The organism is Streptomyces sp. UC4497, assembly GCF_054871485.1.
Map to the genome: position 1 here is coordinate 18,093 of NZ_JBTYHB010000050.1, position 26,577 is coordinate 44,669.

At 70.8% G+C, this 26,577-nt stretch carries 28 protein-coding genes; 9 read left to right on the plus strand and 19 right to left on the minus strand.

Annotated elements, in window-relative coordinates:
- Nucleotides 1-9 precede the first annotated feature (9 nt).
- The 4 genes from ACYSUO_RS38855 to ACYSUO_RS38870 form a co-directional block, all read right to left on the minus strand.
- Nucleotides 10-528, minus strand: a complete 519-nt coding sequence (locus ACYSUO_RS38855) for a SixA phosphatase family protein (RefSeq protein WP_461780920.1) — start codon at nt 526-528, stop codon at nt 10-12.
- 86 nt (nt 529-614) lie between these two features.
- Complete coding sequence (locus ACYSUO_RS38860) at nt 615-821, minus strand: hypothetical protein (RefSeq protein WP_461780960.1); 207 nt, start codon at nt 819-821, stop codon at nt 615-617.
- A 191-nt stretch (nt 822-1,012) separates the two neighbouring features.
- Nucleotides 1,013-1,123: an SGM_5486 family transporter-associated protein gene (locus tag ACYSUO_RS38865; protein ID WP_266725572.1), complete on the minus strand. Its 111-nt coding sequence runs from the start codon at nt 1,121-1,123 to the stop codon at nt 1,013-1,015.
- Nucleotides 1,124-1,161: 38 nt separating this feature from the next.
- On the minus strand, nt 1,162-2,478 hold the full coding sequence (locus tag ACYSUO_RS38870; protein WP_461780921.1) for a CynX/NimT family MFS transporter: 1,317 nt from the start codon (nt 2,476-2,478) through the stop codon (nt 1,162-1,164).
- Between the two features lie 81 nt (nt 2,479-2,559).
- Here ACYSUO_RS38870 and ACYSUO_RS38875 point away from each other — a divergent pair, with 81 nt between their 5' ends.
- Nucleotides 2,560-3,255: a FadR/GntR family transcriptional regulator gene (locus ACYSUO_RS38875; protein ID WP_461780922.1), complete on the plus strand. Its 696-nt coding sequence runs from the start codon at nt 2,560-2,562 to the stop codon at nt 3,253-3,255.
- Here ACYSUO_RS38875 and ACYSUO_RS38880 read toward each other — a convergent pair.
- The 3 genes from ACYSUO_RS38880 to fabG all read right to left on the minus strand — a co-directional run bounded on the left by ACYSUO_RS38880 (nt 3,230) and on the right by fabG (nt 5,185).
- Nucleotides 3,230-3,601 carry a hypothetical protein gene (locus ACYSUO_RS38880; RefSeq protein WP_461780923.1) on the minus strand — a complete coding sequence of 124 codons (372 nt, stop codon included), beginning with the start codon at nt 3,599-3,601 and terminating at the stop codon, nt 3,230-3,232. The two genes, ACYSUO_RS38875 and ACYSUO_RS38880, sit on opposite strands and share 26 nt — an antisense overlap.
- Nucleotides 3,602-3,683: 82 nt before the next feature.
- The gene (gene fabI / locus ACYSUO_RS38885; RefSeq protein WP_461780924.1) at nt 3,684-4,460 is read right to left on the minus strand and encodes an enoyl-ACP reductase FabI; all 777 of its coding nucleotides are present in this window, start codon (nt 4,458-4,460) and stop codon (nt 3,684-3,686) included.
- 5 nt (nt 4,461-4,465) lie between these two features.
- Entirely contained in the window at nt 4,466-5,185 is a 720-nt protein-coding gene (fabG, locus tag ACYSUO_RS38890) for a 3-oxoacyl-[acyl-carrier-protein] reductase (protein ID WP_426904460.1), read from the minus strand.
- Nucleotides 5,186-5,360: 175 nt separating this feature from the next.
- Here fabG and ACYSUO_RS38895 point away from each other — a divergent pair, with 175 nt between their 5' ends.
- The 3 genes from ACYSUO_RS38895 to tyrS all read left to right on the plus strand — a co-directional run bounded on the left by ACYSUO_RS38895 (nt 5,361) and on the right by tyrS (nt 9,640).
- The gene (locus ACYSUO_RS38895; RefSeq protein ID WP_461780925.1) at nt 5,361-6,884 is read left to right on the plus strand and encodes a TldD/PmbA family protein; all 1,524 of its coding nucleotides are present in this window, start codon (nt 5,361-5,363) and stop codon (nt 6,882-6,884) included.
- The gene (locus tag ACYSUO_RS38900) at nt 6,881-8,275 is read left to right on the plus strand and encodes a metallopeptidase TldD-related protein (RefSeq protein ID WP_461780926.1); all 1,395 of its coding nucleotides are present in this window, start codon (nt 6,881-6,883) and stop codon (nt 8,273-8,275) included. Before ACYSUO_RS38895 ends, ACYSUO_RS38900 begins: the two co-directional genes overlap by 4 nt.
- A 90-nt stretch (nt 8,276-8,365) precedes the next feature.
- Nucleotides 8,366-9,640: a tyrosine--tRNA ligase gene (gene tyrS, locus ACYSUO_RS38905; RefSeq protein WP_461780927.1), complete on the plus strand. Its 1,275-nt coding sequence runs from the start codon at nt 8,366-8,368 to the stop codon at nt 9,638-9,640.
- 108 nt (nt 9,641-9,748) lie between these two features.
- Here the strand turns inward: tyrS and ACYSUO_RS38910 are convergent, their stop codons facing one another.
- Nucleotides 9,749-10,024, minus strand: a complete 276-nt coding sequence (locus tag ACYSUO_RS38910; protein WP_461780961.1) for a GlsB/YeaQ/YmgE family stress response membrane protein — start codon at nt 10,022-10,024, stop codon at nt 9,749-9,751.
- A gap of 226 nt (nt 10,025-10,250) precedes the next feature.
- Here ACYSUO_RS38910 and ACYSUO_RS38915 point away from each other — a divergent pair, with 226 nt between their 5' ends.
- A complete protein-coding gene (locus tag ACYSUO_RS38915) occupies nt 10,251-10,601 on the plus strand; it encodes a DUF3099 domain-containing protein (protein WP_426904450.1) in 351 nt (116 codons plus the stop codon).
- 238 nt (nt 10,602-10,839) lie between these two features.
- The gene (locus ACYSUO_RS38920; protein ID WP_461780928.1) at nt 10,840-11,103 is read left to right on the plus strand and encodes a hypothetical protein; all 264 of its coding nucleotides are present in this window, start codon (nt 10,840-10,842) and stop codon (nt 11,101-11,103) included.
- 4 nt (nt 11,104-11,107) lie between these two features.
- Here the strand turns inward: ACYSUO_RS38920 and moaA are convergent, their stop codons facing one another.
- From moaA to ACYSUO_RS38935, 3 genes are all read right to left on the minus strand, one after another.
- On the minus strand, nt 11,108-12,097 hold the full coding sequence (gene moaA / locus ACYSUO_RS38925) for a GTP 3',8-cyclase MoaA (RefSeq protein ID WP_461780929.1): 990 nt from the start codon (nt 12,095-12,097) through the stop codon (nt 11,108-11,110).
- Nucleotides 12,098-12,248: 151 nt separating this feature from the next.
- On the minus strand, nt 12,249-13,874 hold the full coding sequence (locus ACYSUO_RS38930; RefSeq protein WP_461780930.1) for a solute symporter family protein: 1,626 nt from the start codon (nt 13,872-13,874) through the stop codon (nt 12,249-12,251).
- Nucleotides 13,871-14,239: a DUF485 domain-containing protein gene (locus tag ACYSUO_RS38935; protein WP_461780931.1), complete on the minus strand. Its 369-nt coding sequence runs from the start codon at nt 14,237-14,239 to the stop codon at nt 13,871-13,873. Before ACYSUO_RS38935 ends, ACYSUO_RS38930 begins: the two co-directional genes overlap by 4 nt.
- Before the next feature lie 268 nt (nt 14,240-14,507).
- Between ACYSUO_RS38935 and ACYSUO_RS38940 the strand changes: the two genes are divergently transcribed.
- From ACYSUO_RS38940 to ACYSUO_RS38950, 3 genes are all read left to right on the plus strand, one after another.
- Nucleotides 14,508-16,064, plus strand: coding sequence for a S8 family serine peptidase (locus tag ACYSUO_RS38940; protein ID WP_461780932.1), 1,557 nt, complete (start codon nt 14,508-14,510; stop codon nt 16,062-16,064).
- Between the two features lie 111 nt (nt 16,065-16,175).
- The gene (locus ACYSUO_RS38945) at nt 16,176-17,588 is read left to right on the plus strand and encodes a CoA transferase (RefSeq protein WP_461780933.1); all 1,413 of its coding nucleotides are present in this window, start codon (nt 16,176-16,178) and stop codon (nt 17,586-17,588) included.
- Between the two features lie 172 nt (nt 17,589-17,760).
- Nucleotides 17,761-18,780, plus strand: coding sequence for a CopD family protein (locus tag ACYSUO_RS38950; protein WP_461780934.1), 1,020 nt, complete (start codon nt 17,761-17,763; stop codon nt 18,778-18,780).
- Between the two features lie 34 nt (nt 18,781-18,814).
- Here the strand turns inward: ACYSUO_RS38950 and ACYSUO_RS38955 are convergent, their stop codons facing one another.
- The 8 genes from ACYSUO_RS38955 to ACYSUO_RS38990 all read right to left on the minus strand — a co-directional run bounded on the left by ACYSUO_RS38955 (nt 18,815) and on the right by ACYSUO_RS38990 (nt 26,510).
- Nucleotides 18,815-19,858 carry a zinc-dependent alcohol dehydrogenase family protein gene (locus ACYSUO_RS38955; protein ID WP_461780935.1) on the minus strand — a complete coding sequence of 348 codons (1,044 nt, stop codon included), beginning with the start codon at nt 19,856-19,858 and terminating at the stop codon, nt 18,815-18,817.
- Between the two features lie 38 nt (nt 19,859-19,896).
- Complete coding sequence (locus ACYSUO_RS38960; protein WP_461780962.1) at nt 19,897-20,556, minus strand: lysoplasmalogenase; 660 nt, start codon at nt 20,554-20,556, stop codon at nt 19,897-19,899.
- Nucleotides 20,557-20,570: 14 nt separating this feature from the next.
- Nucleotides 20,571-21,455: a sterol desaturase family protein gene (locus tag ACYSUO_RS38965; protein WP_461780936.1), complete on the minus strand. Its 885-nt coding sequence runs from the start codon at nt 21,453-21,455 to the stop codon at nt 20,571-20,573.
- Nucleotides 21,456-21,528: 73 nt separating this feature from the next.
- Complete coding sequence (locus tag ACYSUO_RS38970; RefSeq protein WP_461780937.1) at nt 21,529-22,251, minus strand: VIT1/CCC1 transporter family protein; 723 nt, start codon at nt 22,249-22,251, stop codon at nt 21,529-21,531.
- A gap of 24 nt (nt 22,252-22,275) precedes the next feature.
- Entirely contained in the window at nt 22,276-23,529 is a 1,254-nt protein-coding gene (locus tag ACYSUO_RS38975; protein WP_461780938.1) for an amidohydrolase family protein, read from the minus strand.
- Nucleotides 23,526-24,809 carry an amidohydrolase family protein gene (locus ACYSUO_RS38980; protein WP_461780939.1) on the minus strand — a complete coding sequence of 428 codons (1,284 nt, stop codon included), beginning with the start codon at nt 24,807-24,809 and terminating at the stop codon, nt 23,526-23,528. Before ACYSUO_RS38980 ends, ACYSUO_RS38975 begins: the two co-directional genes overlap by 4 nt.
- 17 nt (nt 24,810-24,826) lie before the next feature.
- On the minus strand, nt 24,827-25,711 hold the full coding sequence (locus ACYSUO_RS38985; protein WP_461780940.1) for an SDR family NAD(P)-dependent oxidoreductase: 885 nt from the start codon (nt 25,709-25,711) through the stop codon (nt 24,827-24,829).
- A gap of 1 nt (nt 25,712) precedes the next feature.
- On the minus strand, nt 25,713-26,510 hold the full coding sequence (locus ACYSUO_RS38990; protein WP_461780941.1) for an acetoacetate decarboxylase family protein: 798 nt from the start codon (nt 26,508-26,510) through the stop codon (nt 25,713-25,715).
- Nucleotides 26,511-26,577: the final 67 nt, after the last annotated feature.

Sequence of the window (26,577 nt, forward strand, 5' to 3'; positions counted from 1 at the left end):
CGGTGGCGGTTACTCGCTCGGCGCCCAGTAGTCGGCGAGCGTGGCGGTGCCGGGCTCCAGGCTCTTCCACGGTCCGGTGAACGTGAGCACGGAGAACGCGGCGGTCGGGAAGCCGCGTCGGTTCAGCCGCTGCCGGGCGTCGCCCTCGGCGTCCGTGGCGAGGATCTCGGAGAGGGCCTGCACGCCGGGGTTGTGGCCGATCAGCACGGCGTTGTGCACGTCGTCCGGGGTCTCGTTCAGCACGGCGATCAGTTCGCCGGGCGACGCTTCGTAGATCCGCTCCTCGTACACGGTCTTCGGTCGCTCCGGCATCTCCTGCACGGCGAGCTTCCAGGTCTCACGGGTACGCGTGGCGGTCGAGCACAGGGCCAGGTCGAAGGAGATGCCTGCGTCGGCCAGCTTGCGGCCGGCGACGGGGGCATCCCTGCGGCCCCGCTCGGCGAGCGGCCGCTCATGATCGGAGACCTGCGGCCAGTCCGCCTTCGCATGCCGGAAAAGGACAATCCTGCGGGGTTCTGCGACGCTCATGGTTCCCAGCTTCGCATGAAACCCTCGGCCGGGCGCAGGGAGTTGACGGGGTCGCCCGGCACGAGTGAACGGCCTGTGGGGAGGCTCTATCGGAGTACCAGGTCCTTCGCGCGGTCCAGTATGTGGACCAGGCTCGGGTCGCCCGCGACGGCCTGGGCGTCCGCCGGGTTGAGGATCAGCAGGAGCAGTGCCACGAAGGCCACGGCCGGGAGCACGATCGCCCACCACGGCAGCCGGACGTCGACGCGACCCGTGGCTGCCACGTCGGGCCGGGTGTGCGTGGGGGCTGACATCGACATGGCTGCTGCCTCCGAGGGCCGTGTTCCGTGGGTGCGCTTCGTCCGGTGCGCCGACTCTCTCGGCGACACTTCGAAGCTACGGAACCGGGGGCCTCGGGCCCATCCGGTGATCCACCCACTTCACCCTGACACTGGCCCCCTAGGGGATGGTGGAGTTAACCCCACCACGCTCCCGGGGACCCGTCCTACGGTGCGGCGATGGACGCGATGATGCCGACGACGACGGTGACGGCCAGCATCGCGCCGAGCACGAGGAGGAGCTTCTTCTGGCCGTTCTGGGGATTCGGCTCGAGCACAGGCGACATGCGCCAAGTGTCGCACCTGTCCGCGCCCCTCAGGACGCCGGGGCGACCTTGGGCGCCTCGCCCGCCTCGTCCTCGACGGTGCGGTTGCGGCCCGCGAACACGCCCACCACGATCTGCGGCACCATCAGCGCGGCCATGAACGCGATCGGGACGCCCCAACCGCCGCTGTGCTGGTTGAGGACGCCGACGAGCAACGGTCCGGGGATCGAGATCAGATAACCGGTGGACTGCGCGAAGGCGGACAGCTTGGCGACACCCGCGCCCGTGCGGGCCCGCATCCCGACCATGGTGAGCGCCAACGGGAAGGCGCAGTTGGAGATGCCGAGCAGCACCGCCCACGCCCAGGCGCCGGAGGCCGGGGCGAAGTACAGGCCGGCGTAACCGGCGAGACCGCACAGGCCGAGGGCGATCACCATCGGCCCCTGGCTGGGCAGCCGGGCGGCCATCCGCGGGATGACGAAGCCGAGCGGGATGCCCATCGCCATGGTGACGGCGAGCAGCACGCCCGCGGTGGACGCGGAGACCCCCGAGTCGCGGAAGATCTGCGCCATCCATCCCATGGTGATGTACGCGGCCGTGGCCTGGAGCCCGAAGAAGACGGCGAGCGCCCAGGCGGTACGGCTGCGGACGATGCGCAGACCGCTTCCTTCGGAGGCCGCCGCGGACTCGGCGGCGGGTGAGGCGGCGGCCGCCAGGGTGGCCGTGTCCTTCTTGCCCACGAGCGGCAGCCAGGCCAGGGCCGCCGCGACGGCGAGCACCGCCCAGATCGCGAGCCCGGCCTGCCAGCTCCCGCCGAGCGCCGAGGTCACCGGCACCGTCGCGGCGGCCGCGGTGGAGGTGCCGAGCGCGAGGGCCATCGAGTAGAGGCCGGTCATGGTGCCGACCTTGTCGGGGAACCAGCGCTTGACGATGACCGGCATCAGCACGTTGCTGACGGCGATGCCCATCAGGCCGAGCGCGCTGGCCACGAGGAAGCCGGCGGTGCCGCCGGTGAACGGGCGGATGATGAGGCCCGCGGCGATGGCGAACATGCCGGCGCAGACGACGGCGCTCGGGCCGAAGCGCTTGGCGAGCCGGGGCGCCATCACGCCGAAGATCGCGAAGCAGAGCGGCGGTACGGAGGTGAGCAGCCCGGCGACGCTGCCGCTCATCCCGAGCCCGTCGCGGACCTCTTCAAGGAGGGCGCCGAGGCTGGTGATGGCGGGCCGCAGGTTCACCGCGGCGAGCACGATGCCGACCACGACGAGCCGGACCACCCACGCGCGCGGGGCGGGCTGCTCGGTCAGCACGGGGGTCTCGTGGGCGGCGCTCGGTGGTGCCATCGTCGGGGTTTCCTCACTAGCCATGAGACCCATCTTAGAATCATGGGATGATTGGTTGTCCAATCGGTTCGCTACCGTACGACCTCCGCCGCACGAAGGAATGTCATGCCGCTGACCTCGCCCCAGCGCTCGGCCCTGTCCGAGCAGGTCATCTCCGCCCTGCGCGCCCAGATCTCCTCGGGCGAGTGGCCGGTGGGCTCCCGTATCCCGACGGAGCCCGAGCTCGTGGAACAGCTGGGTGTGGCCAGGAACACGGTGCGAGAGGCGGTGCGCGCCCTCGCGCACAACGGCCTGCTGGACATCCGGCAGGGCTCGGGCACGTACGTCGTGGCGACGAGCGAGCTGGCGGGCGTCATGCAGCGGCGGTTCGCGGAGGCCGCCCCGCAGGACATCGCCGAGCTGCGCGCCACGCTGGAGTCGAGCGCGGCGAAGTTCGCGGCGGAGCGGCGCACCGAGCGCGACCTGAAGCAGCTCGACGCGCTGCTCGTACGGCGTGAGGAGGCCTGGTCGTCCGGGGACACGGAGGCGTTCGTGACAGCGGACTCGACGTTCCACCTGGCCGTGGTGGCCGCGTCCCACAACGAGGTGCTGACGGCGATGTATGCGGACCTCGGCGAGGTCATGCGGGACTGGCTGCGCGAGGACGTGGGCGAGCGGCTCACCGCGGAGAACCACATGGACCACACCACGCTCGTCGACGCGATCCGGGTGGGCGACGCCGAGGCCGCAGCCAAGGAGGCCGCGCGCTATCCGTTCGACTGCCGCCCCGGGCGGCTCACCGCGCCGGCTTCCGGTGACTGACCCAGGCCGTCCGCACGTTCTTCCAGCACCGGCCGTCCAGCCGCAGGGTCTCGGCCGGGAACACCGCCTTCGGGCGTGAATCGGTGTCGATGTCCCACCACACGTCGCACTCGATGTGCAGGGCGACGCGGTCGATCGTGGGATACGGGTTGTGACAGGTCGCGCTCACGAGGTCCCGGTCGATGTCGATCCGGCAGTCCGCACCGGAACGCTCCCGCTTTTCCTCTGCCACGCGCGCATGGTCGCCCTTTTCGGCTGTCGCCCCCTGCGCCTGCGCGCACGCGGAGACGTACGGCAGCGAGAGCAACAGGACGACGGCGGCGGTGAAACGGGGGTGCGGACGCACGTAGGGACCTCCTCGCACCAGCGTGCGTTGAGGTCCCTACGGCCCGCCCGGCCGGTGGGCCGAACGAGTGAGCTACCAGAGGTCAGGCACCGATGGCGTGCAGACCGCCGTCGACGTGGACGATCTCGCCCGTCGTCTTCGGGAACCAGTCCGAGAGCAGCGCGACGATGGCCTTGCCGGCCGGCTCCGGGTCGTCCAGCTTCCACTCCAGCGGGGAGCGCGAGTCCCACACGGCGGCCAGGTCGCTGAAGCCCGGGATGGACTTGGCGGCCATGGAGCCGAGCGGGCCCGCCGAGACCAGGTTGCTGCGGACGTCGTGCTCGCCCAGGTAACGCGCCATGTAGCGGTTCGTCGCCTCGAGAGCGGCCTTGGCCGGGCCCATCCAGTCGTACTGCGGCCACGCGAACTGCGCGTCGAAGGTGAGGCCGACGACGGAGCCGCCCTCGTTCATCAGCGGCAGCAGCGCCATCGTCAGCGACTTCAGGGAGAAGGCGGAGACGTGCATGGCGGTGGACACGGACTCGAACGGCGTGTTCAGGAAGTTGCCGCCGAGCGCGTCCTGCGGCGCGAAGCCGATGGAGTGCACGATGCCGTCGAGGCGGCCGCCGAGGTGCTCGCGGACCTGGCCCTCCAGGCGGGCGAGGTGCTCGTCGTTCGAGACGTCGAGCTCCAGGACCTTGACCTTGTCGGGCTGCGGCAGCTTCTTGGCGATGCGCTCGGTGAGCGTCGGCCGCGGCCAGGCGGTGAGGATGATCTCCGCACCCTGCTCCTGGGCCAGCTTCGCGGTGTGGAAGGCGATGGAGGACTCCATCAGCACACCGGTGATGAGGATCTTCTTGCCCTCGAGAATTCCAGCCATGACAGTCAGTGACCCATTCCCAGTCCGCCGTCAACCGGGATGACGGCTCCAGTGATGTACGCGGCGTCGTCGGAGGTCAGGAACTTCACCACTCCGGCGATCTCCTCGACCTGCGCGTACCGGCCGAGCGGCACCTGCGACACGATGCCCTTGCGCTGCTCGTCGGTGAGCGCCTGGGTCATGTCGGTGTCGACAAAACCGGGGGCGACGACGTTGAAGGTGATGTTGCGCGACCCGAGCTCACGGGCGAGGGAGCGCGCGAAGCCGACGAGACCCGCCTTCGAAGCGGCGTAGTTCGCCTGCCCCGCCGAACCGAGCAGGCCGACCACGGAGGAGATCAGCACGACGCGGCCCTTCTTGGCGCGCAGCATGCCGCGGTTGGCACGCTTCACGACACGGAAGGTGCCGGTGAGGTTGGTGTCGAGGACGGACGTGAAGTCCTCCTCGGACATGCGCATGAGGAGCTGGTCCTTGGTGACGCCCGCGTTGGCGACCAGGACCTCGACGTTGCCGTGCTTCTCCTCGATCTCCTTGTAGGCGGCGTCCACCTGCTGGGAGTCCGTGATGTCGCAGTGGACGCCGAGGGCGCCGGCGTCGACGAGCTCCTTCGGGGGCTCTCCGGAGCGGTAGGTGAAGGCCACCTTGTCGCCCTGCTCCAGGTAGGCGCGGGCGATGGCGAGGCCGATGCCCCGGTTTCCCCCGGTGACGAGAACCGAGCGGCTCAACGGATCACCCTTTCGTTTCGGCGGTCAGGTACCCGTTGAACCTATCCGGCTGCGGCACCGGGTGCCGAATCCGGGGGCGACAGGGCGAGGGGGTGCTGTCTGTGGGGTTCCCACAGACAGCACGTGTCGTGGTTCACTCACACGCACTGTGCCGCGACAGAAGGGGAAGCCGCCCATGGCCCACGAGATCGATCAGTCGTTCCTCGCACTGCCCTTGAGGGCACTCGCCGACGCCGCCCTCGCGCGCGCACGCGCGCTGGGAGCGGACCATGCGGACTTCCGCCTCGAGCGGGTGCGCGGCGCTTCCGTGCGGCTGCGGGACGCGCGGCCCTCGGGTTCCTCGGACAGTACGGACCTGGGCTATGCGGTACGCGTGGTGCACGGCGGGACCTGGGGGTTCGCCTCCGGTGTCGATCTGACGATGGGCGGCGCGGCGAAGGTGGCCTCGCAGGCCGTGGCGATGGCGAAGCTGAGCGCGCAGGTCATCAAGGCGGCGGGATCAGACGAGCGGGTCGAGCTCGCGGACGAGCCCGTCCACTCGGACAAGACCTGGATCTCCTCGTACGAGATCGACCCCTTCACCGTCCCGGAGGAGGAGCGGGCCGGGCTGCTCGCCGACTGGAGCGCGCGGCTGCTCTCGGCGGACGGGGTGTCCCACGTGGACGCCTCCTTGACTTGCGTCCACGAGAACAAGTTCTACGCGGACACGGCGGGGACCGTCACGACGCAGCAGCGCGTGCGGCTGCACCCGGAGCTGACGGCGGTCGCGGTGGACGACTCCAGCGGCGAGTTCGACTCGATGCGCACGATCGCGCCGCCGGTGGGGCGCGGCTGGGAGTACCTGACCGGGACCGGCTGGGACTGGGACCGGGAGCTCGCCGAGATCCCCGAGCTGCTCGCCGAGAAGATGCGCGCGCCGAGCGTGAAGGCGGGCGCGTACGACCTGGTGGTGGATCCGTCCAACCTGTGGCTGACCATCCACGAGTCGATCGGGCACGCCACCGAGCTGGACCGCGCGCTCGGCTACGAGGCGGCGTACGCGGGCACGTCCTTCGCCACCTTCGACCAGCTCGGGAAGCTGAAGTACGGCTCCGAGATCATGAACGTGACCGGTGACCGGACGGCCGAGCACGGGCTCGCGACCATCGGCTACGACGACGAGGGCGTGGCGGGGCAGTCCTGGGACCTGGTGAAGGACGGGGCCCTTGCCGGGTATCAACTCGACCGGCGCATCGCCAAGTTGACCGGCTTCGAGCGCTCCAACGGGTGCGCCTACGCGGACTCCCCCGGGCACGTCCCCGTGCAGCGGATGGCGAATGTGTCGCTGCAGCCGGATCCGGGCGGGCTCGCGACGGACGACCTGATCGCGGGGGTCGACAGGGGGCTCTACCTGGTGGGCGACCGGTCGTGGTCCATCGACATGCAACGTTACAATTTTCAATTTACCGCGCAACGCGCCTATGCGATCCGGGGCGGGAAGCTGGCCGGGCAGGTGCGGGACTTCGCGTACCAGGCGACGACGACCGACTTCTGGGGCTCCATGGCGGCGGTCGGCGGCCCGCAGACGTACGTCCTCGGCGGCGCCTTCAACTGCGGCAAGGCCCAGCCGGGCCAGGTCGCCTCCGTCTCGCACGGCTGCCCGTCGGCCCTCTTCAAGGGCGTCAATATCCTCAACACCACGCAGGAGGCCGGTCGATGAGCCCTCGTACGAACAAGCCCTACGAGATCGTCGAGCGCGCCCTCGAGCTGTCGCGGGCCGACGGCTGTGTGGTCATCGCCGACGAGACGTCCACCGCCAATCTGCGCTGGGCGGGCAACGCGCTCACCACGAACGGCGTCACGCGCGGGCGCACCCTCACCGTCGTCGCGACGGTCGACGGCAAGGAGGGCACGGCGTCCGGCGTCGTGTCCCGGTCGGCCGTGACCGCGGACGACCTGGAGCCGCTGGTCCGCGCAGCCGAGGAGGCCGCGGCCAAGGCGGGGCCCGCCGAGGACGCGCAGCCGCTGATCGGCGACGTACCGCACTCCCCCGACTTCACGGACGCGCCCGCCGAGACGTCCTCCGCCGTCTTCGCGGACTTCGCGCCGGCGCTCGGCGAGGCGTTCGCGCGGGCCAAGGCGGGCGGCCGGGAGCTGTACGGGTTCGCCAACCACGAGCTGACCAGCAGCTACCTCGGTACGTCCGCGGGGCTGCGGCTGCGTCACGACCAGCCCAACGGGACGCTTGAGCTGAACGCCAAGTCGCACGGGCGCAGGCGCTCCGCGTGGGCGGGGCGCTCGACGCGGGACTTCAAGGACGTCGACCCGGCGGCCATGGACGCGGAGCTCGCCACGCGGCTCGGCTGGGCGGAGCGGCGTATCGACCTGCCCGCAGGGCGCTACGAGACGCTGCTGCCGCCGACCGCCGTGGCGGACCTGCTGATCTACCAGATGTGGTCGTCGGGGGCGCGGGACGCGACCGAGGGCCGCACCGTGTTCTCCGAGCCGGGCGGCGGTACGCGGGTGGGCGAGCGGCTCAGCGAGCTGCCGCTGACCCTGCGCAGCGACCCCCGGGAGCCGGGGCTCGAATCGGCCCCGTTCGTCCTCGCGCACGCCTCCAGCGACGCGTCGTCGGTGTTCGACAACGGGCTGCCGGTGGGCGCCACCGACTGGATCTCCGAGGGCGAGCTCAAGCACCTCACCACGACCCGGCACAGCGCCGCGCTCACCGGGCACCCGGTCGCCCCCGCCATCGACAACCTGATCCTCGACGGCGGCGGCACGAAGTCCCTGGAGGAGATGGTCGCCGGCACCACGCGCGGCCTGCTGCTCACCTGCCTCTGGTACATCCGCGAGGTCGACCCGGCGACGCTGCTGCTCACCGGCCTCACCCGCGACGGCGTGTACCTCGTGGAGAACGGCGAGGTCGTGGGCGAGGTGAACAACTTCCGGTTCAACGAGTCGCCGGTCGGCCTGCTCGGGCGGGCCACGGAGGCAGGGCGGACGGAGAAGACGCTGCCCAGGGAGTGGGGCGACTGGTTCACCAGGGCCGCGATGCCCGCGCTGCGGGTGCCGGACTTCAATATGAGCTCGGTCAGCCAGGGCGTCTGAGCCGGCGCCGGACAACTCGGTACGGCGCTGTCGGTGGGCGCCCATAGACTGGCAGGGTTCCAGCAGACCTGTTCAAGGAGAACCAGAACCGTGACCGACATCGTCGACGAGCTCAAGTGGCGTGGCCTGTGGGCCCAGTCCACTGACGAGGACGCACTGCGCAAGGCGCTCGCGGACGGTCCGGTCACGTTCTATTGCGGCTTCGACCCGACCGCGGCCTCCCTGCACGTCGGACACCTGGTGCAGGTCCTCACCATGCGCCGGCTCCAGCAGGCGGGCCTGCGCCCGCTCGCCCTGGTGGGCGGCGCCACGGGTCAGATCGGCGACCCGCGCCCGACGGCGGAGCGCACGCTGAACGATCCGGAGACGATCGCCCAGTGGGTCTCCCGCCTGCGCTCGCAGATCGAGCCGTTCCTCGACTTCGAGGGCGAGAACGCGGCGACGATGGTGAACAACCTGGACTGGACCGCCGGGATGTCCGCGATCGAGTTCCTGCGTGACATCGGCAAGCACTTCCGGGTCAACAAGATGCTGACCAAGGACTCCGTGGCCCGCCGCCTGGAGTCCCAGGAGGGCATCAGCTACACGGAGTTCAGCTACCAGCTGCTGCAGGGCATGGACTTCCTTGAGCTGTACCGCCGCTACGGCTGCACGCTCCAGCAGGGCGGCTCCGACCAGTGGGGCAACCTCACGGCCGGGCTCGACCTGATCCACCGCCTGGAGCCCGACGCCGTGGCGCACTGCGTGGCGACGCCGCTGATGGTGAAGGCCGACGGCACCAAGTTCGGCAAGACCGAGGGCGGCGCCGTCTGGCTCGACCCGGAGATGACGACGCCGTACGCGTTCTACCAGTTCTGGTTGAACGTGGACGACCGGGACATCTCGACGTACATGCGGATCCTGTCCTTCAAGTCCCGCGAGGAGCTCGAAGAGCTGGAGAAGCAGACGGAGGAGCGGCCGCAGGCCCGTGCCGCGCAGCGTGCGCTTGCCGAGGAGCTGACGACGCTGGTGCACGGCGCCGACCAGACGGCCGCCGTGATCTCCGCGTCGAAGGCGCTGTTCGGTCAGGGCGACGGGAACCTGGCGGACCTGGACGAGGCGACGCTCGCCGCGGCGCTGTCCGAGCTGCCGAGGGCCGAGGTCGCCGAGCTCGGCCCGGTCGTCGACCTGTTCGCCGAGGTCGGCCTCGTCGCCAGCAAGTCGGCCGCGCGCCGCACCGTGAAGGAGGGCGGCGCGTACGTGAACAACGTCAAGGTCGCCGCCGAGGACTTCGTGCCGGGCGCGGACGAGCTGCTGCACGGGCGATGGCTGGTGCTGCGGCGCGGCAAGAAGAACCTCGCGGCCGTGGAGGTCAAGGGCGCGTAGCGCTCTCGCACCCCGTAGTACCCGGAAGGCCCGGCCCGCCGCTCAGGCGGGGCCGGGCCTTCAGCCGTTTCCGGGCCTTGCTCCCGCTGCTAGGCCTTGCTCCCGTTGCTACGCCCTGCTCTTGTTCCCCCGCAGCGCCACCCACAAGCGGTCGCCCACGCCGACCACGACCACCGCTCCGATCAGCTGCAGCAGATGGCGGATCCAGTCGATGCCCCCGGTGTCGTTGACCCCCATCCCGGTGGCCGCCCAGTTGCCCAGGACGCTGCCGATGATGCCGAAGACCACCGTCAGCCACAGCGGGATCTGCTGTTTGCCGGGCAAGATCGCCTTTGCGATCAGACCGAGCACCAGGCCCACGATGATCGCCCACAACCAGGTCATGTCGTCGCCTCCTCGTGAGGTGCGGGATGCCTTGGCGGCCACCCACACGATCAGTGTCACCGCGTACGCCATACGGCGCATGTCGGACAGCTCCGTACGTGGTACTGCGCAGGCCACGCGCCCAGGACAGGCCCGCCCCCGGTCTCGTAGCCGACGCATACCGGGCGTACCGTGGACGCAGTCCGGTCCGGGGAGAGTCCGGCGAGCTGGCGGGTGGTGGAGTGTGATGCGGAAGCGCAAGGACAACGGTGGGGCCGAGGTTTTCCGGATCACGGGCGCCCGGCAGGGGCTCGCCGACGATGTTCGCGGCCGACAGCGCCGGTACATCATCTCGATGACCGTCCGCACCATTTCCGTCATCCTCACCGCAGTGCTGTGGAACGTGGAGCGGCATGTCGCCATCGTGACGCTGGTGCTCGGCGTACTCCTCCCCTACGTCGCCGTGGTCTTCGCGAACGCGGGCCGGGAGAACGCGCCCTCGCTTCCGTCGACCTTCGTGCCCGCGCCCTCGCGGCCCATGATCTCGCCGGTGCCGGCCGCCGACGCGGCGGAATCCGCCCCGGAGGACCGGGCCTGAGCGAGGCTCGCGCCGGGCGCACAACCGGTCGACAAAGCTCAAGAAAAGCTCAGATCAATCATGTTGTTCCGGTGCCGGGCGGCGGGTCCCCCGTGACATACTGCGTGAGCGCTCCGCATCCCCCGTCGGAGCGACGGACCGACGCCGGGCAGCTCCCCCCGTGGCTGCTCGGCGTCGCCATTTCCGGGGTCTTCCAGGGCCTTCTCAGGGCGCCTTCCAGGGCGTTTAAGGTTGACGCGTGAACCTCGCGAACCTCTCAGGACCGTCGCCCGAAACTCCCCAGTGCTCGGCCAAGGGCTGTCGCGCCGACGCGGTGTGGGTGCTCGCGTGGAACAACCCGAAGCTGCACACTCCTGAGCGCCGCAAGACGTGGCTGGCGTGCGAGGAGCACCGCGAACACCTGGCCAAGTTCCTCGGCGTACGCGGGTTCCTCAAGGACGTCGTGACGCTGGCGGAGTGGGAGGCCTCCGGGGCCGAGAACGGGACCGGGGCCGAGGGCTGAGGCCTCAGCCGCCGATCGCCGACATCGGGCGGTCCGGCTGAAGGAACGTCGGGTCGTCGAGGCCCGAGCCCGCCTTCTTGCCCCACATGGCGGTCTTCCAGATGTCGGCCAGCTCCTCGTCCGGCATGTCGGAGCGCAGGGCCGCCCGCAGATCCGTCTCCTCCGTGGCGAACAGGCACGTGCGGACCTGGCCGTCCGCCGTGAGCCGCGTGCGGTCGCAGGCCGAGCAGAACGGGCGGGTCACCGAGGCGATGACGCCGACGCGGTGCGGTCCGCCGTCCACGATCCAGCGCTCGGCCGGCGCGGAGCCCCGCTCGCCGGCGCCTTCCTCGGTGAGCTCGAAGCGCGTACGCAGCGAGGTGAGGATGTCGCCCGCGGTGATCATGCCCTCGCGCTTCCAGCCGTGCTGGGCGTCGAGCGGCATCTGCTCGATGAAGCGCAGCTCGTAGTCGTGCTCGACGGCCCAGGCGAGAAGGTCGGGGGCCTCGTCCTCGTTCAGCCCCGGCATCAGGACCGAGTTGACCTTCACCGGGGTCAGGCCCGCGTCGCGCGCCGCTTCGAGGCCCTCGATGACGTCCTTGTGCCGGTTGCGCCGGGTCAGGGTCTTGAAGACGTCGGGGCGGAGCGTGTCCAGCGAGACGTTGACCCGGTCGAGGCCCGCCTCCTTGAGCGCCTGCGCCGTGCGCTTCAGCCCGATCCCGTTCGTCGTCAGGGACATCTTCGGGCGGTGCTCCAGGGCCGCGACCCGCTCGACGATGCCGACCAGGCCCGGCCTGAGCAGGGGCTCGCCGCCGGTGAAGCGGACGTCGGTGATGCCGAGGTCGGTGACCGCGATGCGGATGAGGCGGACGATCTCGTCATCGGTCAGCAGGTCGGGCTTGGACAGCCACTGCAGACCCTCCTCGGGCATGCAGTACGTGCACCGCAGATTGCACCGGTCGGTCAGCGAGACCCGCAGGTCGGTTGCCACTCGGCCGTATGTGTCGATGAGCACGTGGGCCCCCTCCCTCGGCGTGTACTTCCCTACTGATCCCGAGCCTACGTGACAGGTATGACAGCGGCAGGCCTGCGAACAGACGAGTGTGCCGTGCCCCGCGTCGTAGGGATCTACGACGCGGGGCACGGCACACGGGGAACGGAGCGGGTCAGTGGGCCCCGGTGCCCGTCAGGGAGCGGACCTCGAGCTCCGCGTACTTGCCCTTGTCGGCCTTCTCCTTGGCGACGTAGGTGCCGATGATGCCCAGCAGGAAGCCGACCGGGATCGAGATGATGCCGGGGTTCTCCAGCGGGAACCAGTGGAAGTCGACGCCCTTGAACATGGAGGTCTTCGGGTTGCCCGAGACGACGGGCGAGAAGAGGACCAGGAAGACCGCCGTGAACAGGCCGCCGTAGATCGACCACAGCGCGCCGTTGGTGTTGAACCGCTTCCAGAAGAGCGAGTACAGGATCGTCGGCAGGTTCGCGGAGGCAGCGACCGCGAAGGCCAGGGCGACGAGGCCCGCCACGTTCAGGTCGCGGGCGAGCGCGCCCAGGGCGATCGAGACGATGCCGATGAAGACGGTGGCCCAGCGGGCCGCCTTCATCTCCTGCTTCTCGGTGGCCTGCCCCTTCTTGATGACGTTCGCGTAGATGTCGTGCGCGAACGAGGAGGACGAGGCGAGGGTCAGGCCCGCGACGACCGCGAGGATCGTGGCGAAGGCGACCGCCGAGATCGAGGCGAGCAGGATCGCGCCCCAGCTGGAGTCGACGCCGCCCAGATGGAGCGCGAGCAGTGGCGCCGCCGTGTTGCCCGCCGGGTTGGAGGCGATGATCTCCTCCGGTTTGATGAGCGCGGCCGCGCCGAAGCCGAGCGCGATCGTCATCAGGTAGAAGGCGCCGATGATGCCGATGGCCCAGTTGACCGACTTACGGGCCGCCTTGGCGGTCGGCACCGTGTAGAAGCGGATCAGGATGTGCGGCAGGCCCGCCGTGCCGAGCACGAGCGCGATGCCGAGCGAGATGAAGTCGATCTTCGACGTGGCGGTGAGGCCGTACTTGAGGCCGGGCTCCAGGAACGCCGATCCCTTGCCGCTGGTCTCGGAGGCCGTGCCGAGCAGGTCCGAGACGTTGAAGTCGAACTTCAGGAGCACCAGGAAGGTGAGCAGCAGCGTGCCCGCGATCAGGAGCACCGCCTTGACCATCTGCACCCAGGTGGTGCCCTTCATGCCGCCGATGGTGACGTACACGATCATCAGGACGCCGACGAGCGCGACGATGCCGATCTTGCCCGCGTCCGAGGTGATGCCGAGCAGCAGCGAGACGAGGACGCCCGCGCCCGCCATCTGCGCGAGCAGGTAGAAGATCGAGACGACGATCGTCGAGGTGCCGGCCGCCGTGCGGACCGGGCGCTGGCGCATCCGGTAGGCGAGCACGTCGCCCATCGTGTAGCGGCCGGAGTTGCGCAGCGGTTCGGCGACCAGGAGGAGCGCGACGAGCCAGGCGACCAGGAAGCCGATCGAGTAGAGGAAGCCGTCGTAGCCGAAGAGGGCGATGGCGCCCGCGATGCCGAGGAACGACGCGGCGGACATGTAGTCGCCGGAGACCGCGAGTCCGTTCTGGAAGGCGGTGAACTGGCGGCCGCCCGCGTAGAAGTCGGACGCGCTCTTGGTCTGGCGGCCGGCCCAGACGGTGATGACGAGCGTCGCCACGACGAACACGGCGAACAGGCTGATGATCAGTGGCCGGTGCTCGCTGGCCTCACCGGCGGCGAGTACGTGCAGTGCGGGGCTCATGCGCCGCCCTCCAGACGGGACTTGATGGCCTCGGCCTTGGGGTCGAGCTTCGCGGCGGAGTACCGCGAGTACCACCAGGCGATGAGGAACGTGGTGAGGAACTGGGCGAGCCCGAGGATGAGGGCGACGTTGATGTTGCCGAACACCTTGGTGCCCATGAAGTCGCCCGCGTAGTTCGACAGCAGCACGTACACGAGGTACCAGGCGATGAAGGCGAAGGTCAGCGGGAAGGCGAACGAGCGGTGCGCGCGGCGCAGTTCACCGAACTCCGCGCCCTCCTGCACCTCGATGAACTTCTCGGTGGAGGGCAGCGCGGGCCCGTCGTGCGGGCTGCCCTGCTGCGGTGGTGGTGCGTCGGTGGCCACGGACTCTCCTCGCGATGGATGCTGTCTCTCAAACCTCAACGTGATCTGGATCACGCGGGCCGGGTCGCGATGGTAGAGCTCCCCGACCCCCTGCACAACGGCACGGGAGCCCGGTCGACGCGGTTCAACTCACCTTGTTTCTTTCGGAACTCGTTGATGACCTGCGGCAACCAGGGATACGTTCACACCGCACCACGCGTCATGTACCTGCCCGGAACCCACTCGTGTACCGGGCATTTCCATAAACGACGGATGATGTGGAGACCCCATGGCTCATCTGCCTTCCAGACGCCCGACCGCCGGACGCCCGACGTCCCGGCGCCGCCTGGCCCTCGCCCTGCCGGTCGGTATCGCGCTGACGGCCTCCTTCGGCTTCCTGCCGTCCGCGGCGGCGGCCCCTGTCGCCGACTCGCCTTCGGCGACGGCCACTTCGGCCTCCTCACTCGCATACGTGGTGAACACGCGCGGCACCGATGCCCGCACGATCTCCTCGGTGACCAAGGCGATATCCGCGGCGGACGGCTCCATAGTCGAGACGTACGCGAAGATCGGCGTCTTCGTCGTGCACTCCTCGAACCCCGACTTCGGCAAGCAGATGCGCGCGGTCAAGGGGGTGGCCACGGCGGGTGCGACCCGCACCGCGCCGCTCAGCGCGGCCGGCACCACCGAAGAGGGCGCCGTCCAGAAGCTGTCGAAGGCGGACGCCAAGTCCGTTGCCGCGCAGGCCACTTCCGCCCAGGAGCCGCTCGAGGCCGACCAGTGGGACCTGCGGGCGATGGGCGCCGACAAGGCCGCGAAGATCAACCCGGGCAGCAAGAAGGTCACCGTCGGCGTCATCGACACCGGCGTGGACGACACGCACCCCGACCTCGCCCCGAACTTCTCCGCCTCGCAGTCCGCGAACTGCGTCGGCGGCAAGGCGGACGCCTCGCCGGGCGCCTGGCGTCCCGCGAACCCGGACCACTACCACGGCACGCACGTCGCCGGTGAGATCGCCGCCGCGCGCAACGGGATCGGTGTCGCCGGTGTCGCGCCGGGCGTGAAGGTCGCGGGCATCAAGGTGGCGGACCCGGTCAGCGAGCTGTTCTACCCGGAGAGCGTGGTCTGCGCCTTCGTGTTCGCGGCCGACCACGGCATCGAGGTCACCAACAACAGCTACTACGTGGACCCTTGGCTCTACAACTGCATGGACGACCCCGACCAGCGGGCCATCGTCGACGCGGTCAACCGGGCCCAGCTGTACGCCCAGAAGAAGGGCACCCTGAACCTGGCGTCGGCGGGCAACTCCAACCACGACCTCGACTCCGACGCGATCGTGGACGACTCCAGCCCCGACGACTCGACGCCGGTGAACCGCACGATCGACCCGCACACCTGCTTCGACATCCCGACCCAGCTGCCGGGTGTCGTCACGGTGAGCGCGACGGGCGTGAACAAGGCCAAGTCGTACTACTCGACGTACGGCAACGGTGTCATCGACATCGCGGCGCCGGGCGGCGACAAGTACCAGATCCCGGCGGACACCCCGTCGAAGAACGGCCGCATCCTGTCGACGATGCCGGGCAACCAGTACGGCTGGCTTCAGGGCACGTCGATGGCATCGCCGCACGCCGCGGGCGTCGCCGCGCTCCTCAAGTCGACGCACCCGAAGGCCACTCCGGCGCAGCTCCAGTCCCTGATGAAGGCGCAGGCCGACAAGGAGGCGTGCCCGACCGCGTACGACGGTGACGGCGACGGCACGGTCGACGCGGTCTGCGAGGGCACCGAGCGGCGCAACGGCTTCTACGGGTACGGGATCGTCGACGCGCTGAAGGCCGTCAAGTGACGTAATCCGTAAGGAACATGCGAGGCGGGCAGGGGACGGGTGGCGCACGCCACCCGTCCCCTGTGTGTGCCGCCCGTGTGCCGGGGCCAGGTGCTGCGCGATAGTGCGGACATGACACATGCGCCCCATGTACCGGTCGACACCCGGGCCGCGTGGGCGGCGCTCGGCGGCGACCCCGCCCTGCTCGCCCGCGTCTCGTACCACACGCGCGCGGGTGCGCTGCCCGCCCGCCTCCCCGCCGTCGACCTGGCGAGATCCGTCGTCGCCTGCTGCTCACTCGCCGCCGCCGAACTGGCCGCCACGCGCGCGAGGCACTCCCTCGGCGCCATCCGGGTGCGGGTCGACGACGGCGCGGTGGCCACGGCGTTCACCAGCGAGCGGCATCTGCTGATCGACGGGCGCGCGCCGGTGAACTTCGCGCCGCTGTCACGCTTCTGGCGCACGCGGGACGGCTGGCTGCGCACCCACGCGAACTATCCGCACCACCGGGCGCGGCTGTGCGCGGCCCTCGGGGTCGGCGTGGACGCGACCGTGGACGAGGTGGCGCCGCTGCTCGCGGAGCGCTCCGCGCCCGAGGTCGAGGAGACGGTCTACGCGGCCGGAGGGCTGGCCGTCGCGCTGCGCACGCCCGAGGAGTGGGCAGCGCATCCGCAGGGCGCTCAGGTGGCCTCTCGTCCGCTCCTGACGCTCGACCGGGTCGACTCGGCGCAGGACCGGGTGCTGTCGCGCGGAGTGCTCTCGCCCGCGGCCGGGATCCGGGTCCTCGACCTCACCCGCGTCATCGCGGGTCCTGTCGCCACGCGCACCCTGGCGCTGCTCGGCGCGGACGTGCTGCGGGTGGACGCGCCGCAGCTGCCCGAGGCGGCGGACGCGCACGCCGACACCGGCTTCGGCAAGCGCTCGACCCGGCTCGACCTGACGGACGGGGCGGACCGGCGGACGTTCGACGAACTGCTCGCGGGCGCGGACGTGGTGGTCACGGGGTACCGGCCGGGCGCGCTCGACCGGTTCGGGCTCGCTCCGGAGGCGCTCGCCGAGCGGCGGCCGGGGCTCGTGGTGGCGGCGCTGTCGGCCTGGGGCGGGTACGGGCCGTGGAGCGGGCGGCGCGGCTTCGACAGCCTCGTCCAGGTGGCGGCGGGCATCGCGGCGACGGAGGGCTCCCCCGGGCGCCCCGGGGCGCTGCCCGCGCAGGCGCTCGACCACGGTACGGGCTATCTGCTCGCGGCAGCGGTGCTGCGCGCGCTCACCGAGCAGACGGCGCAGGGCGGTTCGCGGGTGGTGCGGCTCGCGCTCGCGCAGACGGCGGCCTGGCTCGTGCAGGGGGCGCACCCGAGTGGGTACGGCGAGCCCGCGGAGCCGTACGTGGCGGACGATCCGGCCGCCTGGCTGACCGAGGCGGACAGCCCGGTCGGGCGCCTGCGGCACGCCCTGCCGCCCCTGTCGTTCGACGGAGGACCGGCCAACTGGGCGCGCCCTCCCGGGTGCTGGGGCACGGACGGGGCCGGGTGGCTGCCGGCGGGGTGAACCGCGGGGGCGCGAAATCGCGTCCTACGTAGACGTGAACCGACGCAGCGCAGCCCCGGACCACCCGGGCCCGGACCCGGACGCGGCACCGTCCGCACATGGTCCGGATTCGCATGCCCCACTTGTAGGTCTGCGCTTGCCGGGATCCGCGCCGCCTGGTGAAGATCCAGTGGTGAGTTCCATACCGCCGCCCACCGAGGCGCCCGTTCCCGTCGGGGCCGACGTCTCCCTGCGCAGACCCGGCGCGGGGCGAGCCGTCGCCGTGCTCGTACTCGTGGCCGTGGCCGCACTGATCCCGCTGCTCGGACCGCGCGCCGCGCTCGACGGCACCGGGGAGGCATCGGCGCCCGGCGTCGGCGTGATCGCGCTCCTGCGCACGGTCCTGTTCGCGGCGTTGTGCGTCCAGCTGGGCGAGGTGTTCGCCGGGTTCCTCGCGCGCAGGGTGGACCCGAACCGGGAGCCGCCCCGCACCTGGTCGGCGTACGCGCCGTGGGCGGGGTTCGCGGCGGCGCTCGGGCTCGCCTCCGTGGTGGCCTCCGGGAACCTGATCCCGCACAGCGTCGCGGCGCTGGACATCGGCGGCCTGGGCGGCACCCGTGACGGCACGCTCGCGCTCGTGGAGGTCAACGGCTTTCTGCTCGCGGCCCTGTGCGCCCGCTGGCGGCGTCCCACGACCGCGCTCCTCCCGCTGACCGCCGTGGCCGTGGCGGAGGCGCTGCGGGCGCACCCCGCGGCCGAGGACAGCGCGCTGCTCGGCTCGGGTCTCACCCTGGTCCATCTGATCTGCGCCGCCCTGTGGGTGGGCGGACTGCTGTACGTACTGCGCACGACGTACGCCTGGCGCACGAGCGCCCCCGAGGCGGGCACGGCGCTGCTCGGCCTCTACGCGCGCGTGGCCGCGGTACTGCTCGCGGCCATCACGGCGACGGGCGTGTGCAGCACGCTGCGCCGGATGCCGCCGAGCACGGTCGTCGACCAGCTGACGACGACGGCCTACGGGCGCGTGCTGCTCGCTAAGGTGCTCCTCGTCGCCGTCGTCGCGGGCCTCGCCCTGGCGGCGCGGCTGCGCCTGCGTCGCGCCCCGGACCGCACGAAGGCCTACGCGCCCGCGCGTGCGGAGGTCGTGGTCCTGGCGGTCGTGGTGGCGGTGTCGGCGGCGCTGACGGCGCTGCCGGTGCCGATCCGCTGGTGAGCCGGCGCCTCCGTGGAGGCGCCCCGTACAGGCCCTAGTTGGTGACGAGCACCTTCAGGGCGGTGCGCTCGTCCATCGCCTTGTAGCCGCCCGGCACACCCTCCATGTCGACCGTCATGTCGAAGACCGGCGACGGGTCGATGGTCCCGTCCAGGACGTCGGGCAGCAGCTCCGGGATGTACGTGCGGACGGGGGCGACGCCGCCCCGCAGCGCGATGTTGTGGTCGAACATGACGCGCAGGTCGACTCCGCTGCCGCTGCCGTGCGGGACGCCGACGAAGCCGATGGCGCCGCCGTCGCGGGTGATGTTCACGGCGGTGTTCATGGACTGCTCGGTGCCGACCGCTTCGATCACGGAGTGCGCGCCCTGGCCGCCGGTGAGTTCGCGGACCGCAGCGACCGCCGCCTCGCCGCGCTCCGCGACGACGTCCGTGGCGCCGAAGCGCCGTGCGATGTCCGTACGCACCTGGTGGCGGCCGAGCGCGATGATCCGCTCGGCGCCGAGCCGGTGGGCCGCGAGGACTCCGCACAGGCCCACGGCGCCGTCCCCGACGACGGCGACGGTCGCGCCCTTGCGCACGCCCGCGCCGAGCGCCGCGTGGTGGCCGGTGCCCAGCACGTCGGACAGCGTCAGGAGGGCGGTCAGCAGACGGTCGTCGGAGGCGGCGTCGGCGGGCAGCGCGACAAGCGTGCCGTCGGCGAAGGGGACGCGCACGGCCTCGCCCTGGCCTCCGTCATGGCCGACCGCGCCCCAGAACCCGCCGTGCTCGCACGACGTGGTCAGGCCCTCGCGGCAGTAGTCGCACACCCCGTCCGACCACATGAAGGGCGCGACGACCAGGTCCCCGCGCTTGAAGACGGACACCTCGGAGCCGGTCTCCTCGACGACGCCGAGGAACTCGTGCCCGATGCGCTGCCCGGGCTGCCGCGCGGCCTCGCCCCGGTAGGCCCAGAGGTCGCTGCCGCAGATGCAGGCGCGCAGGACCCGCACCACGGCGTCCGTGGGCAGCGCGACGGCGGCGTCCGGAACGTCCTCCACGCGCATGTCGTACGGGGCGTGGATGGTGGTGGCGCGCATGGGGTGTTCCTTCGTGCAGGTCCTGCAATCGATGCAGGTCAGTGAGCGACGCGCCGGGTTTCGACGCGCCTTTCACGGTACGCCGAAGGGGCCGCGGCCCGCTCCCCGAGCACGCCACGGGCGAGCAGGTACTGGGCCGCTACGTAGGTGCCCATGATCCAGAAGTCGGGGCGCGGCAGGGCGGGCCAGTCGGCGACGCCCATGGCGATGAGCGAGTCCGAGAGCAGGAACAGCGCGCCACCGACGCCCGCCGCCACCCCGAGCCGGGAGGACGCGAAAGCCATACAGGTCAGCAGCACGCTGTACGCGGCGACCGGCACGCGCATGTCCGCCGGCAGATCGGGCCACAGGGCGGTCACCGTCACGACGAGCGCGACGCCGTAGGCGGCCCCGAGCAGCGCACCACGCGCGCGTGCCGTCCCCTGCCGCTTGAACAGCACCAGATAGCAGACGTGCCCGACGGCGAAGGCGCCCATCCCGGCGAGGAAAACGGTGTCCTGGTCGAACAGCAGCAGCACGTCGCCGCACCACCCCAGCAGCAGGGCGGCACACAGCAGCCGGGGGCCGCGGCACGCGATCACGTACGCCACGAGCAGCGGCATGAGCAGGGGCTTGAGGACGACGTGCGCGCCCTCCGCGCCCGCGAGCAGCGCGACGAGGTCGGCGGCGCACGCCACGAAGAACCCGGCGCGCCACATCGCGGCGGCAGGCCTCACGCGGCGCCCTCGGTGACCTTCTGCGGGGCGTTCGTGGCGGCGACGGGCTCCGGCTTCCATCCCGGCCCCCGGAAGACCCTCCCGGCCCGCTCGCGCCAACTGGTCGCGGCCCTCAAGTCCTTGGCGATGGCCGCGTACTCGTGGGTGGCGACGCGCAGCGGGTTGTACGTGCCGATGTTCTTGGTGAGCCCGAACTCGGGGCGCTCGACCTCCGCCACCCACGACCCGAAGAGCCGGTCCCAGACGATGAGGATCCCGCCGAAGTTCCGGTCCAGGTAGCCGCCTTGGGAGGCGTGGTGGACGCGGTGGTGGGAGGGCGTGTTGAAGACGAACTCGAAGGGCCGCCACATCTTGTCGATGCGCTCGGTGTGGATCCAGAACTGGTACACGAGGTTGACCGAGGAGCAGAACGCGAGCGCCGCCGGGTGCACGCCGAGCGCGATGAGCGGCAGGTAGAACGGCCACACGGTCAGGCTCGTCCAGGGCTGCCGCAGCGCCGTGGTGAGGTTGAACCTACGGCTGGAGTGGTGCACCACGTGGCACGCCCACAGGATGCGGATCACGTGGTGCCCGCGGTGCGACCAGTAGTAGAAGAAGTCCTGGCCGAGCAGCATCAGCGGGATCGTCCACCACAGGACGGGCACGTGCAGCGGTGTCAGTTCGTAGACCGCCGTGTAGATCGCGACGATCGGGATCTTCCACAGGAAGTCGAAGACCAGGCTTCCGAGCCCCATGGTGACGCTGGTCGCCGCGTCCTTGGTCTCGTAGCCGGCGGCATCCTCGTCGGGGTGGATCCGGACGCTGATGATCTCCACGATCGTGAGCAGCACGAAGGCGGGGATCGACCACAGCACGGCATCGGGCAGGTTCGGGGACGGCATGCGTGCACCGTAAGTGCCCTGACCTGCCCCCGGCTATAGGTAGTTACCGACAAGTATTACTGGCGGTAAGGGATCAAACTCCGGCCGCACCCAACAAAGAACCCGCCGCATACGTGACGGCCATCGCGAGCGCTCCCCCGCCCACGTTGCGCCACACCGCGGGCCGCACCGCCGCGCTGCCCGTCCGGGCGCTGCTGTAGCCGGTGAGGGCGAGCGCGACGAGTACGGAGCCGACCGTGACGGGCAGCCGCCACGCGGAGGGCGGCAGGACGATGGCGAGCAGCGGCAGCAGCGCGCCCGCCGTGAAGGCAAGAAAGCTGGCCCAAGCCGCGTGCCACGGGTTGGTGAGGTCGTCGGGGTCGATGCCGAGTTCCACGCGCGCGTGGGCGCGCAGCGCGTCCCGTTCGGTGAGCTGCTCGGCGGCCTCGCGGGCCACCTCCCGGCTGAGCCCGCGCTCCTCCAACAGGTCGGTGAGTTCTTCCAGTTCAGCCTCCGGCTGTTCCTTCAGCTCGCGCTTCTCCATGGCGATGGCCGCCTTCTCGGAGTCGCGCTGTGTGGACACGGAGACGTACTCGCCGGCCGCCATGGACATCGATCCGGCGAGCAGCCCGGCGAGCCCGGCCGTGAGCAGCGTGGAGCGGTCGTCGGTGGCCCCGGCGACGCCGACGACGAGGCCCGCGGTGGAGACCACGCCGTCGTTGGCGCCGAGCACGGCGGCGCGCAGCCAGTTGAGCCGCGAGCCGAGCGCGCCGCCGTGGGACTCGTCATGGGTGGATTGCGCTCCGGGTTCCGTCACGCGGTGAGCATGCCACCCGGCGGATCACCACACGCGTACCGACGCCCCCGGCGCGAACACCGGACTCGTCGCGTCCGCGGGCGGTTCCTTGAGCGGTTCGTCGATCTCCGCGACCGTGGGGCCCACGCGCGCCGCGATGGGGTCGAGGAGGCCGAGATCGAACCCGTAGACGCGGGCCACGTTGCCGCCGACCATCGCGGCGATCTCGTCCTTCGGAAGCCCCGCGTAGGCGATGCGCAGGCCTTCGCGCGTGTACGGGTGCGTGCCCTCGTCGTGCGGGTAGTCGCTGCCCCACATGATCTTGTCGAGGCCGATCCGGTCCCGCAGGGGCACTTCGTGGGGCCGCATGAAACTCGCGCCTACGTAGCAGTTCTCGCGCCACACAGTAGAGGGGCGTTCCCCCATCGAGTCGGCGAGCCCGACACCGAACTTGGCTTCGGCCGTGTTCGCCTTCGTAGCCGCGCGGACCAGACGTGCGTGGTAGTAGTCCAGCATGTCCAGGACGCCGGGGATCCAGCCCGAGCCCTGCTCGGTGAGGACGAGCCTCAGGTCGGGGTGCTTACGGAAGGCGCCGCCGAAGACGAGGTGCCACAGGGCGCGGTGCGAGAACCACGTCGTCTCGACCATGAAGACCGCGCGGGCTGCCGGCTCCTCGCCGAGCGGCGGGGACGCCGAACCAGCGTGGTGGTTGACCGGGACGCCGAGTTCGGCGCAGGTCCGCCAGATCGGGTCGTACGTCGACGAGTAGAGCTCCGGGAGGCCCGAGCCCGGCGGCGTGCCGGGCAGCAACAGGCCGCCCTTCAGGCCCGCTTCGGCCGCCCAGCGGATCTCCTTGACGGCCTCGTCGACGTCGTTGAGCAGGATCTGGAAGACCCCCGCCCTGCGGCCGGGAGCGGCGGCGCAGAAGTCCGCAAGCCACCGGTTGTGGGCGCGCAGGCCGGCCCAGCGCTGCTCGAACTCCTCACGCGTGGGCGCCGGTGCCATGAGCGAGGCGGACGGGAAGAACGGCGGGATGGTGTTCGGGAAGACGACCTCGGCGACGATGCCGTCCCGCTCCAGCTCCTCGACGCGCCTCTCGGAGTTCCAGTTCCGATCGGCGGTGTCGGCGAGCAGGTCCGCGTACGGGTTCACGTAGCCGGCCGCCCACGCGTCGAACGCGTCGTGGTGGCGCGCCTCCAAGTACGGCTTGTAGTCGAGGAGATCGGCGCCCGCGTGGCAGTCGGCGGAGATGACGGTGTACCGGTCGCCGGAAGGGCTCATGTCCTGAGAAGGGCTCATGGGGTCACCCCGATGTTCGGGAAGTCGTTCTCGGTCAGCCAGTGCCGGCCCACCTCGCGCGAACGCGCCCAGGACGCCTCCACGGCGCTCTGGTCGGCGTCCTGGCCGAGGTCGGCCGGGGTCGGGCCGATGCGGGCCGCGAGCGGCGCCAGCTTCGCGGTGTCGAAGCCGAACACCTCGGCGGCGGACAGGCCGAGCATCCGCCGGGTCTCGGAGACCGGGATGTCGTGGAACGTCTTCTGCAACCACGCGCGCGTGTCGGGCCAGGTCCCTTCGGGGTGCGGGAAGTCGCTGCCCCACAGGATGTTGTCGACGCCGATCTCGTAGCGCTGGGCGAGTTCGCGGCGCTTGGTGTTGGTGGCGCAGACGAAGACCTGCCGGTCCAGATACTCCGCCGGGGAGCGCTTCAGCTCGGCGAACGGGGACAGCTTCTTGCCGCCGTGCGCGCCCAGGTAGAGGCGGTCCATGAACCACAGCAGGTTCGGCAGCCACCAGCAGCCGGACTCGGCGACACCGAACTTCAGCCCCGGGTGCCGCTCGAAGGCGCCCGACCACAGCAGGAACCAGAGCGGCCGGGCCGGCCACCACGTCACTTCGCTTACGTAGATGCCGAGATGGTCGCCGTACTCGTGCCGCGGCGCCGCTCCCGAGTGCGTCACCACCGGCATCCCGCACTCGGCCGCCGCCGCCCACACGGGGTCGTAGCGGCGCGCGTGGTACGGGTCCTGGTCGACCCACATGGAGGGGATCATCAGGGCGCCGAGCCCCGACTCCTTGGCGCGGTGGATCTCGGCGACGACCTTGTCCGGGTCGGCGGTGACGGGCAGCAGGGCGACGCCGCAGTGCCGTTCGGGGTTCTGCCCGACGAACTCGGCGAGCCAGCGGTTGTGGGCCTGCGCGCCCGCCATGCCGAGCTCGGGGTCCTGGTCGCCGGAGAGGCCGAGGCCGACACCGAAGGGCGCCGCCGTCTGGCTGTCCACGGCGTCCGCGTCGGGGAAGACGACCTCGGCGGCCACCCCGTCGCCGTCGAGCTCCTTGAGGCGCTGCGCGGAGTCCCAGCCGCCGCGCAGGCCCTCTTCGTTGTCCTCGAACCACTTGGCGGCGAACGCGTCGTTGCGGATGCCGAGCCGGGTCGCCTCCTCGCGGCGCTTGTCCCGCTCGCCGAGGAATTCGTCGAAGTCGCGGTGGAAACGGCTGTCCAAGTAGGGCCGGTACTCCTCGGTGGGCAGCCCGGCGTGGCAGTCGGAGGAGATGATCAGGTACGGGTCTTGGTCGGTCATCACACTTCCCTCCGTGCTCAATCGAGAATGAAGCTCTCCAGATACGCCGGGTTCGCCCGGTCCAGCATCGACTGGGACCGCCCCCGGATCTGCTTGTCGCTGTGCTCGCTCTCGGGAAGCAGCCAGAACCGGTCCGCCGCGATGCCCTCCGCGACGAAGTCGGCGACCTCCTCCACGGGCGTGAACTCGACCTCGTTCCCGGCCTCCTTCATGGCGGCCTCCCACTGGTCGAGGCTGCGGTACGGCGTCTTACGTGGACGCTCCTTCGCGAACCGGTCGGGCCGGTTGCGGTGCGACTCCCACAGGCCCGTGCGCAACATGTGGGGGCCGGGGAACAGCACGGACGCGCCCACGCGCGCGTGCTCCGCCTTCAGATGCGCGTACAGCGACTCGGTCATGGTCACGACGGCCGCCTTCGTCACCGCGTACACGGACGCCGTCGGCAGCGGCGCGATGCCGCCGTCCCCTGAGGACGTGTTGACGATGTGGCCGGGCTCGCCACCCTCGATCATGCGCGGCACGAAGGCCTGGATGCCGTGAAAGACACCCCACACATTGACGTTGAACGCCCACTTCCAGTCGTTCGGTTCGTGCTGCCACATCCGGCCCTCGGCACCCGAGCCGACACCCGCGTTGTTGCACAGCACATGGCAGGCGCCGAACGTCGCGTACGTGTCCGCCGCCAGGTCCATGACCTGCTCGCGCTCGCCGACGTCGACCACGCGCGCGTGCACGGTCGCGCCCCCACGGCGCAGCTCCTCGGCAGCGCTCTCCAGGGCGCCCTTCTCGACGTCGGCAAGAACCACCTTCAGGCCGTCCGCCGCGAACCGCCGCGCCATGGCGAGCCCGATCCCGCTCGCCGCGCCCGTGACGACGGCGACCTGTCCCGATCGCAGCTCCATGTCAGGCGCTCCCCTCGGGCGGGCCGTCGTGGATCTGCTGCGGGTCGTCGTAGCGCTGGTGGATGTACGGGAGCAGGGCCTCGGCGCTGACCCGCTCGACGACCTTGCCCTTCTGGTCGGTGGTCTTCTCGCCGATGGTGATCTCCACCAGGGACCGCACCGGGAGGTCGACGATCGGGTCGTACATGGACTCCCGCAGGACAATGTCCCCGGTGATCCGCTCCAGCTTCCTGACCTTCTCGTTGCGCAGGCAGTGCACGAGGACCGGCTCCGCGTCGAAGCCCGAACCGTCCACCCCTGGAAGGAACTTGAAGTAGAAGTCCGTCTTCTGCGACGGCTCGGGCAGCGGCAGGCTCTCGCTCACCGCGCCGCGCACCTCCACGAACGCGATGCCGTGCCGCGCGAGCGCCGCCTTCACGACGAGCCCGTCGCGCTCCACCGTGACCTCGCCGAGCTTCTTCGGTTCGCCGAAGACCTCGCGGCCTCCGATCAGCGCCCGCTCGTGCGTCATCGGCATGACGAGCGGATACCAGCCCTCCACTCCCCCGTGCTCGGCGGCGACGGCCACCGAGCCCGCGCCGAGCGGATAGCCCGGCAGGTCGACCTTGCTGATGTTGGCCCGCACCAGGGGCCGGCCCGTGGGCTTCAGCGGCGGCGGCAGCACCGCGGCCACCGCGTCCGGATCGGATTCCCACACGGCCACCACACCCGTGGACCAGATGTCGGGAAGCTTGCTGCTCGCCGAGCGCGAAGCGGCGATCTCCGCCTCACTGCGCGCTCCGTACCGTACGCGTGCCATGTCGTACCACCCTTCGTACGAGACGTGATGGGGGTCGTTCGGTCGTTCGCGAGGCGCCTGTAACACA

What these genes read in the sequence shown, in the direction of transcription:
- ACYSUO_RS38870 (WP_461780921.1), bottom strand. Translation starts at nt 2,478, where the DNA reads ATGGCTAGTGAGGAAACCCCGACGATGGCACCACCGAGCGCCGCCCAC.
- ACYSUO_RS38985 (WP_461780940.1), bottom strand. Translation starts at nt 25,711, where the DNA reads ATGGAGCTGCGATCGGGACAGGTCGCCGTCGTCACGGGCGCGGCGAGC.
- ACYSUO_RS38945 (WP_461780933.1), top strand. Translation starts at nt 16,176, where the DNA reads ATGACACATGCGCCCCATGTACCGGTCGACACCCGGGCCGCGTGGGCG.
- ACYSUO_RS38875 (WP_461780922.1), top strand. Translation starts at nt 2,560, where the DNA reads ATGCCGCTGACCTCGCCCCAGCGCTCGGCCCTGTCCGAGCAGGTCATC.
- ACYSUO_RS38955 (WP_461780935.1), bottom strand. Translation starts at nt 19,858, where the DNA reads ATGCGCGCCACCACCATCCACGCCCCGTACGACATGCGCGTGGAGGAC.
- ACYSUO_RS38860 (WP_461780960.1), bottom strand. Translation starts at nt 821, where the DNA reads ATGTCAGCCCCCACGCACACCCGGCCCGACGTGGCAGCCACGGGTCGC.
- ACYSUO_RS38965 (WP_461780936.1), bottom strand. Translation starts at nt 21,455, where the DNA reads ATGCCGTCCCCGAACCTGCCCGATGCCGTGCTGTGGTCGATCCCCGCC.
- ACYSUO_RS38910 (WP_461780961.1), bottom strand. Translation starts at nt 10,024, where the DNA reads ATGACCTGGTTGTGGGCGATCATCGTGGGCCTGGTGCTCGGTCTGATC.
- ACYSUO_RS38930 (WP_461780930.1), bottom strand. Translation starts at nt 13,874, where the DNA reads ATGAGCCCCGCACTGCACGTACTCGCCGCCGGTGAGGCCAGCGAGCAC.
- ACYSUO_RS38960 (WP_461780962.1), bottom strand. Translation starts at nt 20,556, where the DNA reads ATGTGGCGCGCCGGGTTCTTCGTGGCGTGCGCCGCCGACCTCGTCGCG.
- ACYSUO_RS38895 (WP_461780925.1), top strand. Translation starts at nt 5,361, where the DNA reads ATGGCCCACGAGATCGATCAGTCGTTCCTCGCACTGCCCTTGAGGGCA.
- ACYSUO_RS38975 (WP_461780938.1), bottom strand. Translation starts at nt 23,529, where the DNA reads ATGAGCCCTTCTCAGGACATGAGCCCTTCCGGCGACCGGTACACCGTC.
- ACYSUO_RS38900 (WP_461780926.1), top strand. Translation starts at nt 6,881, where the DNA reads ATGAGCCCTCGTACGAACAAGCCCTACGAGATCGTCGAGCGCGCCCTC.
- fabI (WP_461780924.1), bottom strand. Translation starts at nt 4,460, where the DNA reads ATGGCTGGAATTCTCGAGGGCAAGAAGATCCTCATCACCGGTGTGCTG.
- ACYSUO_RS38990 (WP_461780941.1), bottom strand. Translation starts at nt 26,510, where the DNA reads ATGGCACGCGTACGGTACGGAGCGCGCAGTGAGGCGGAGATCGCCGCT.
- ACYSUO_RS38980 (WP_461780939.1), bottom strand. Translation starts at nt 24,809, where the DNA reads ATGACCGACCAAGACCCGTACCTGATCATCTCCTCCGACTGCCACGCC.
- ACYSUO_RS38855 (WP_461780920.1), bottom strand. Translation starts at nt 528, where the DNA reads ATGAGCGTCGCAGAACCCCGCAGGATTGTCCTTTTCCGGCATGCGAAG.
- ACYSUO_RS38940 (WP_461780932.1), top strand. Translation starts at nt 14,508, where the DNA reads ATGGCTCATCTGCCTTCCAGACGCCCGACCGCCGGACGCCCGACGTCC.
- ACYSUO_RS38915 (WP_426904450.1), top strand. Translation starts at nt 10,251, where the DNA reads ATGCGGAAGCGCAAGGACAACGGTGGGGCCGAGGTTTTCCGGATCACG.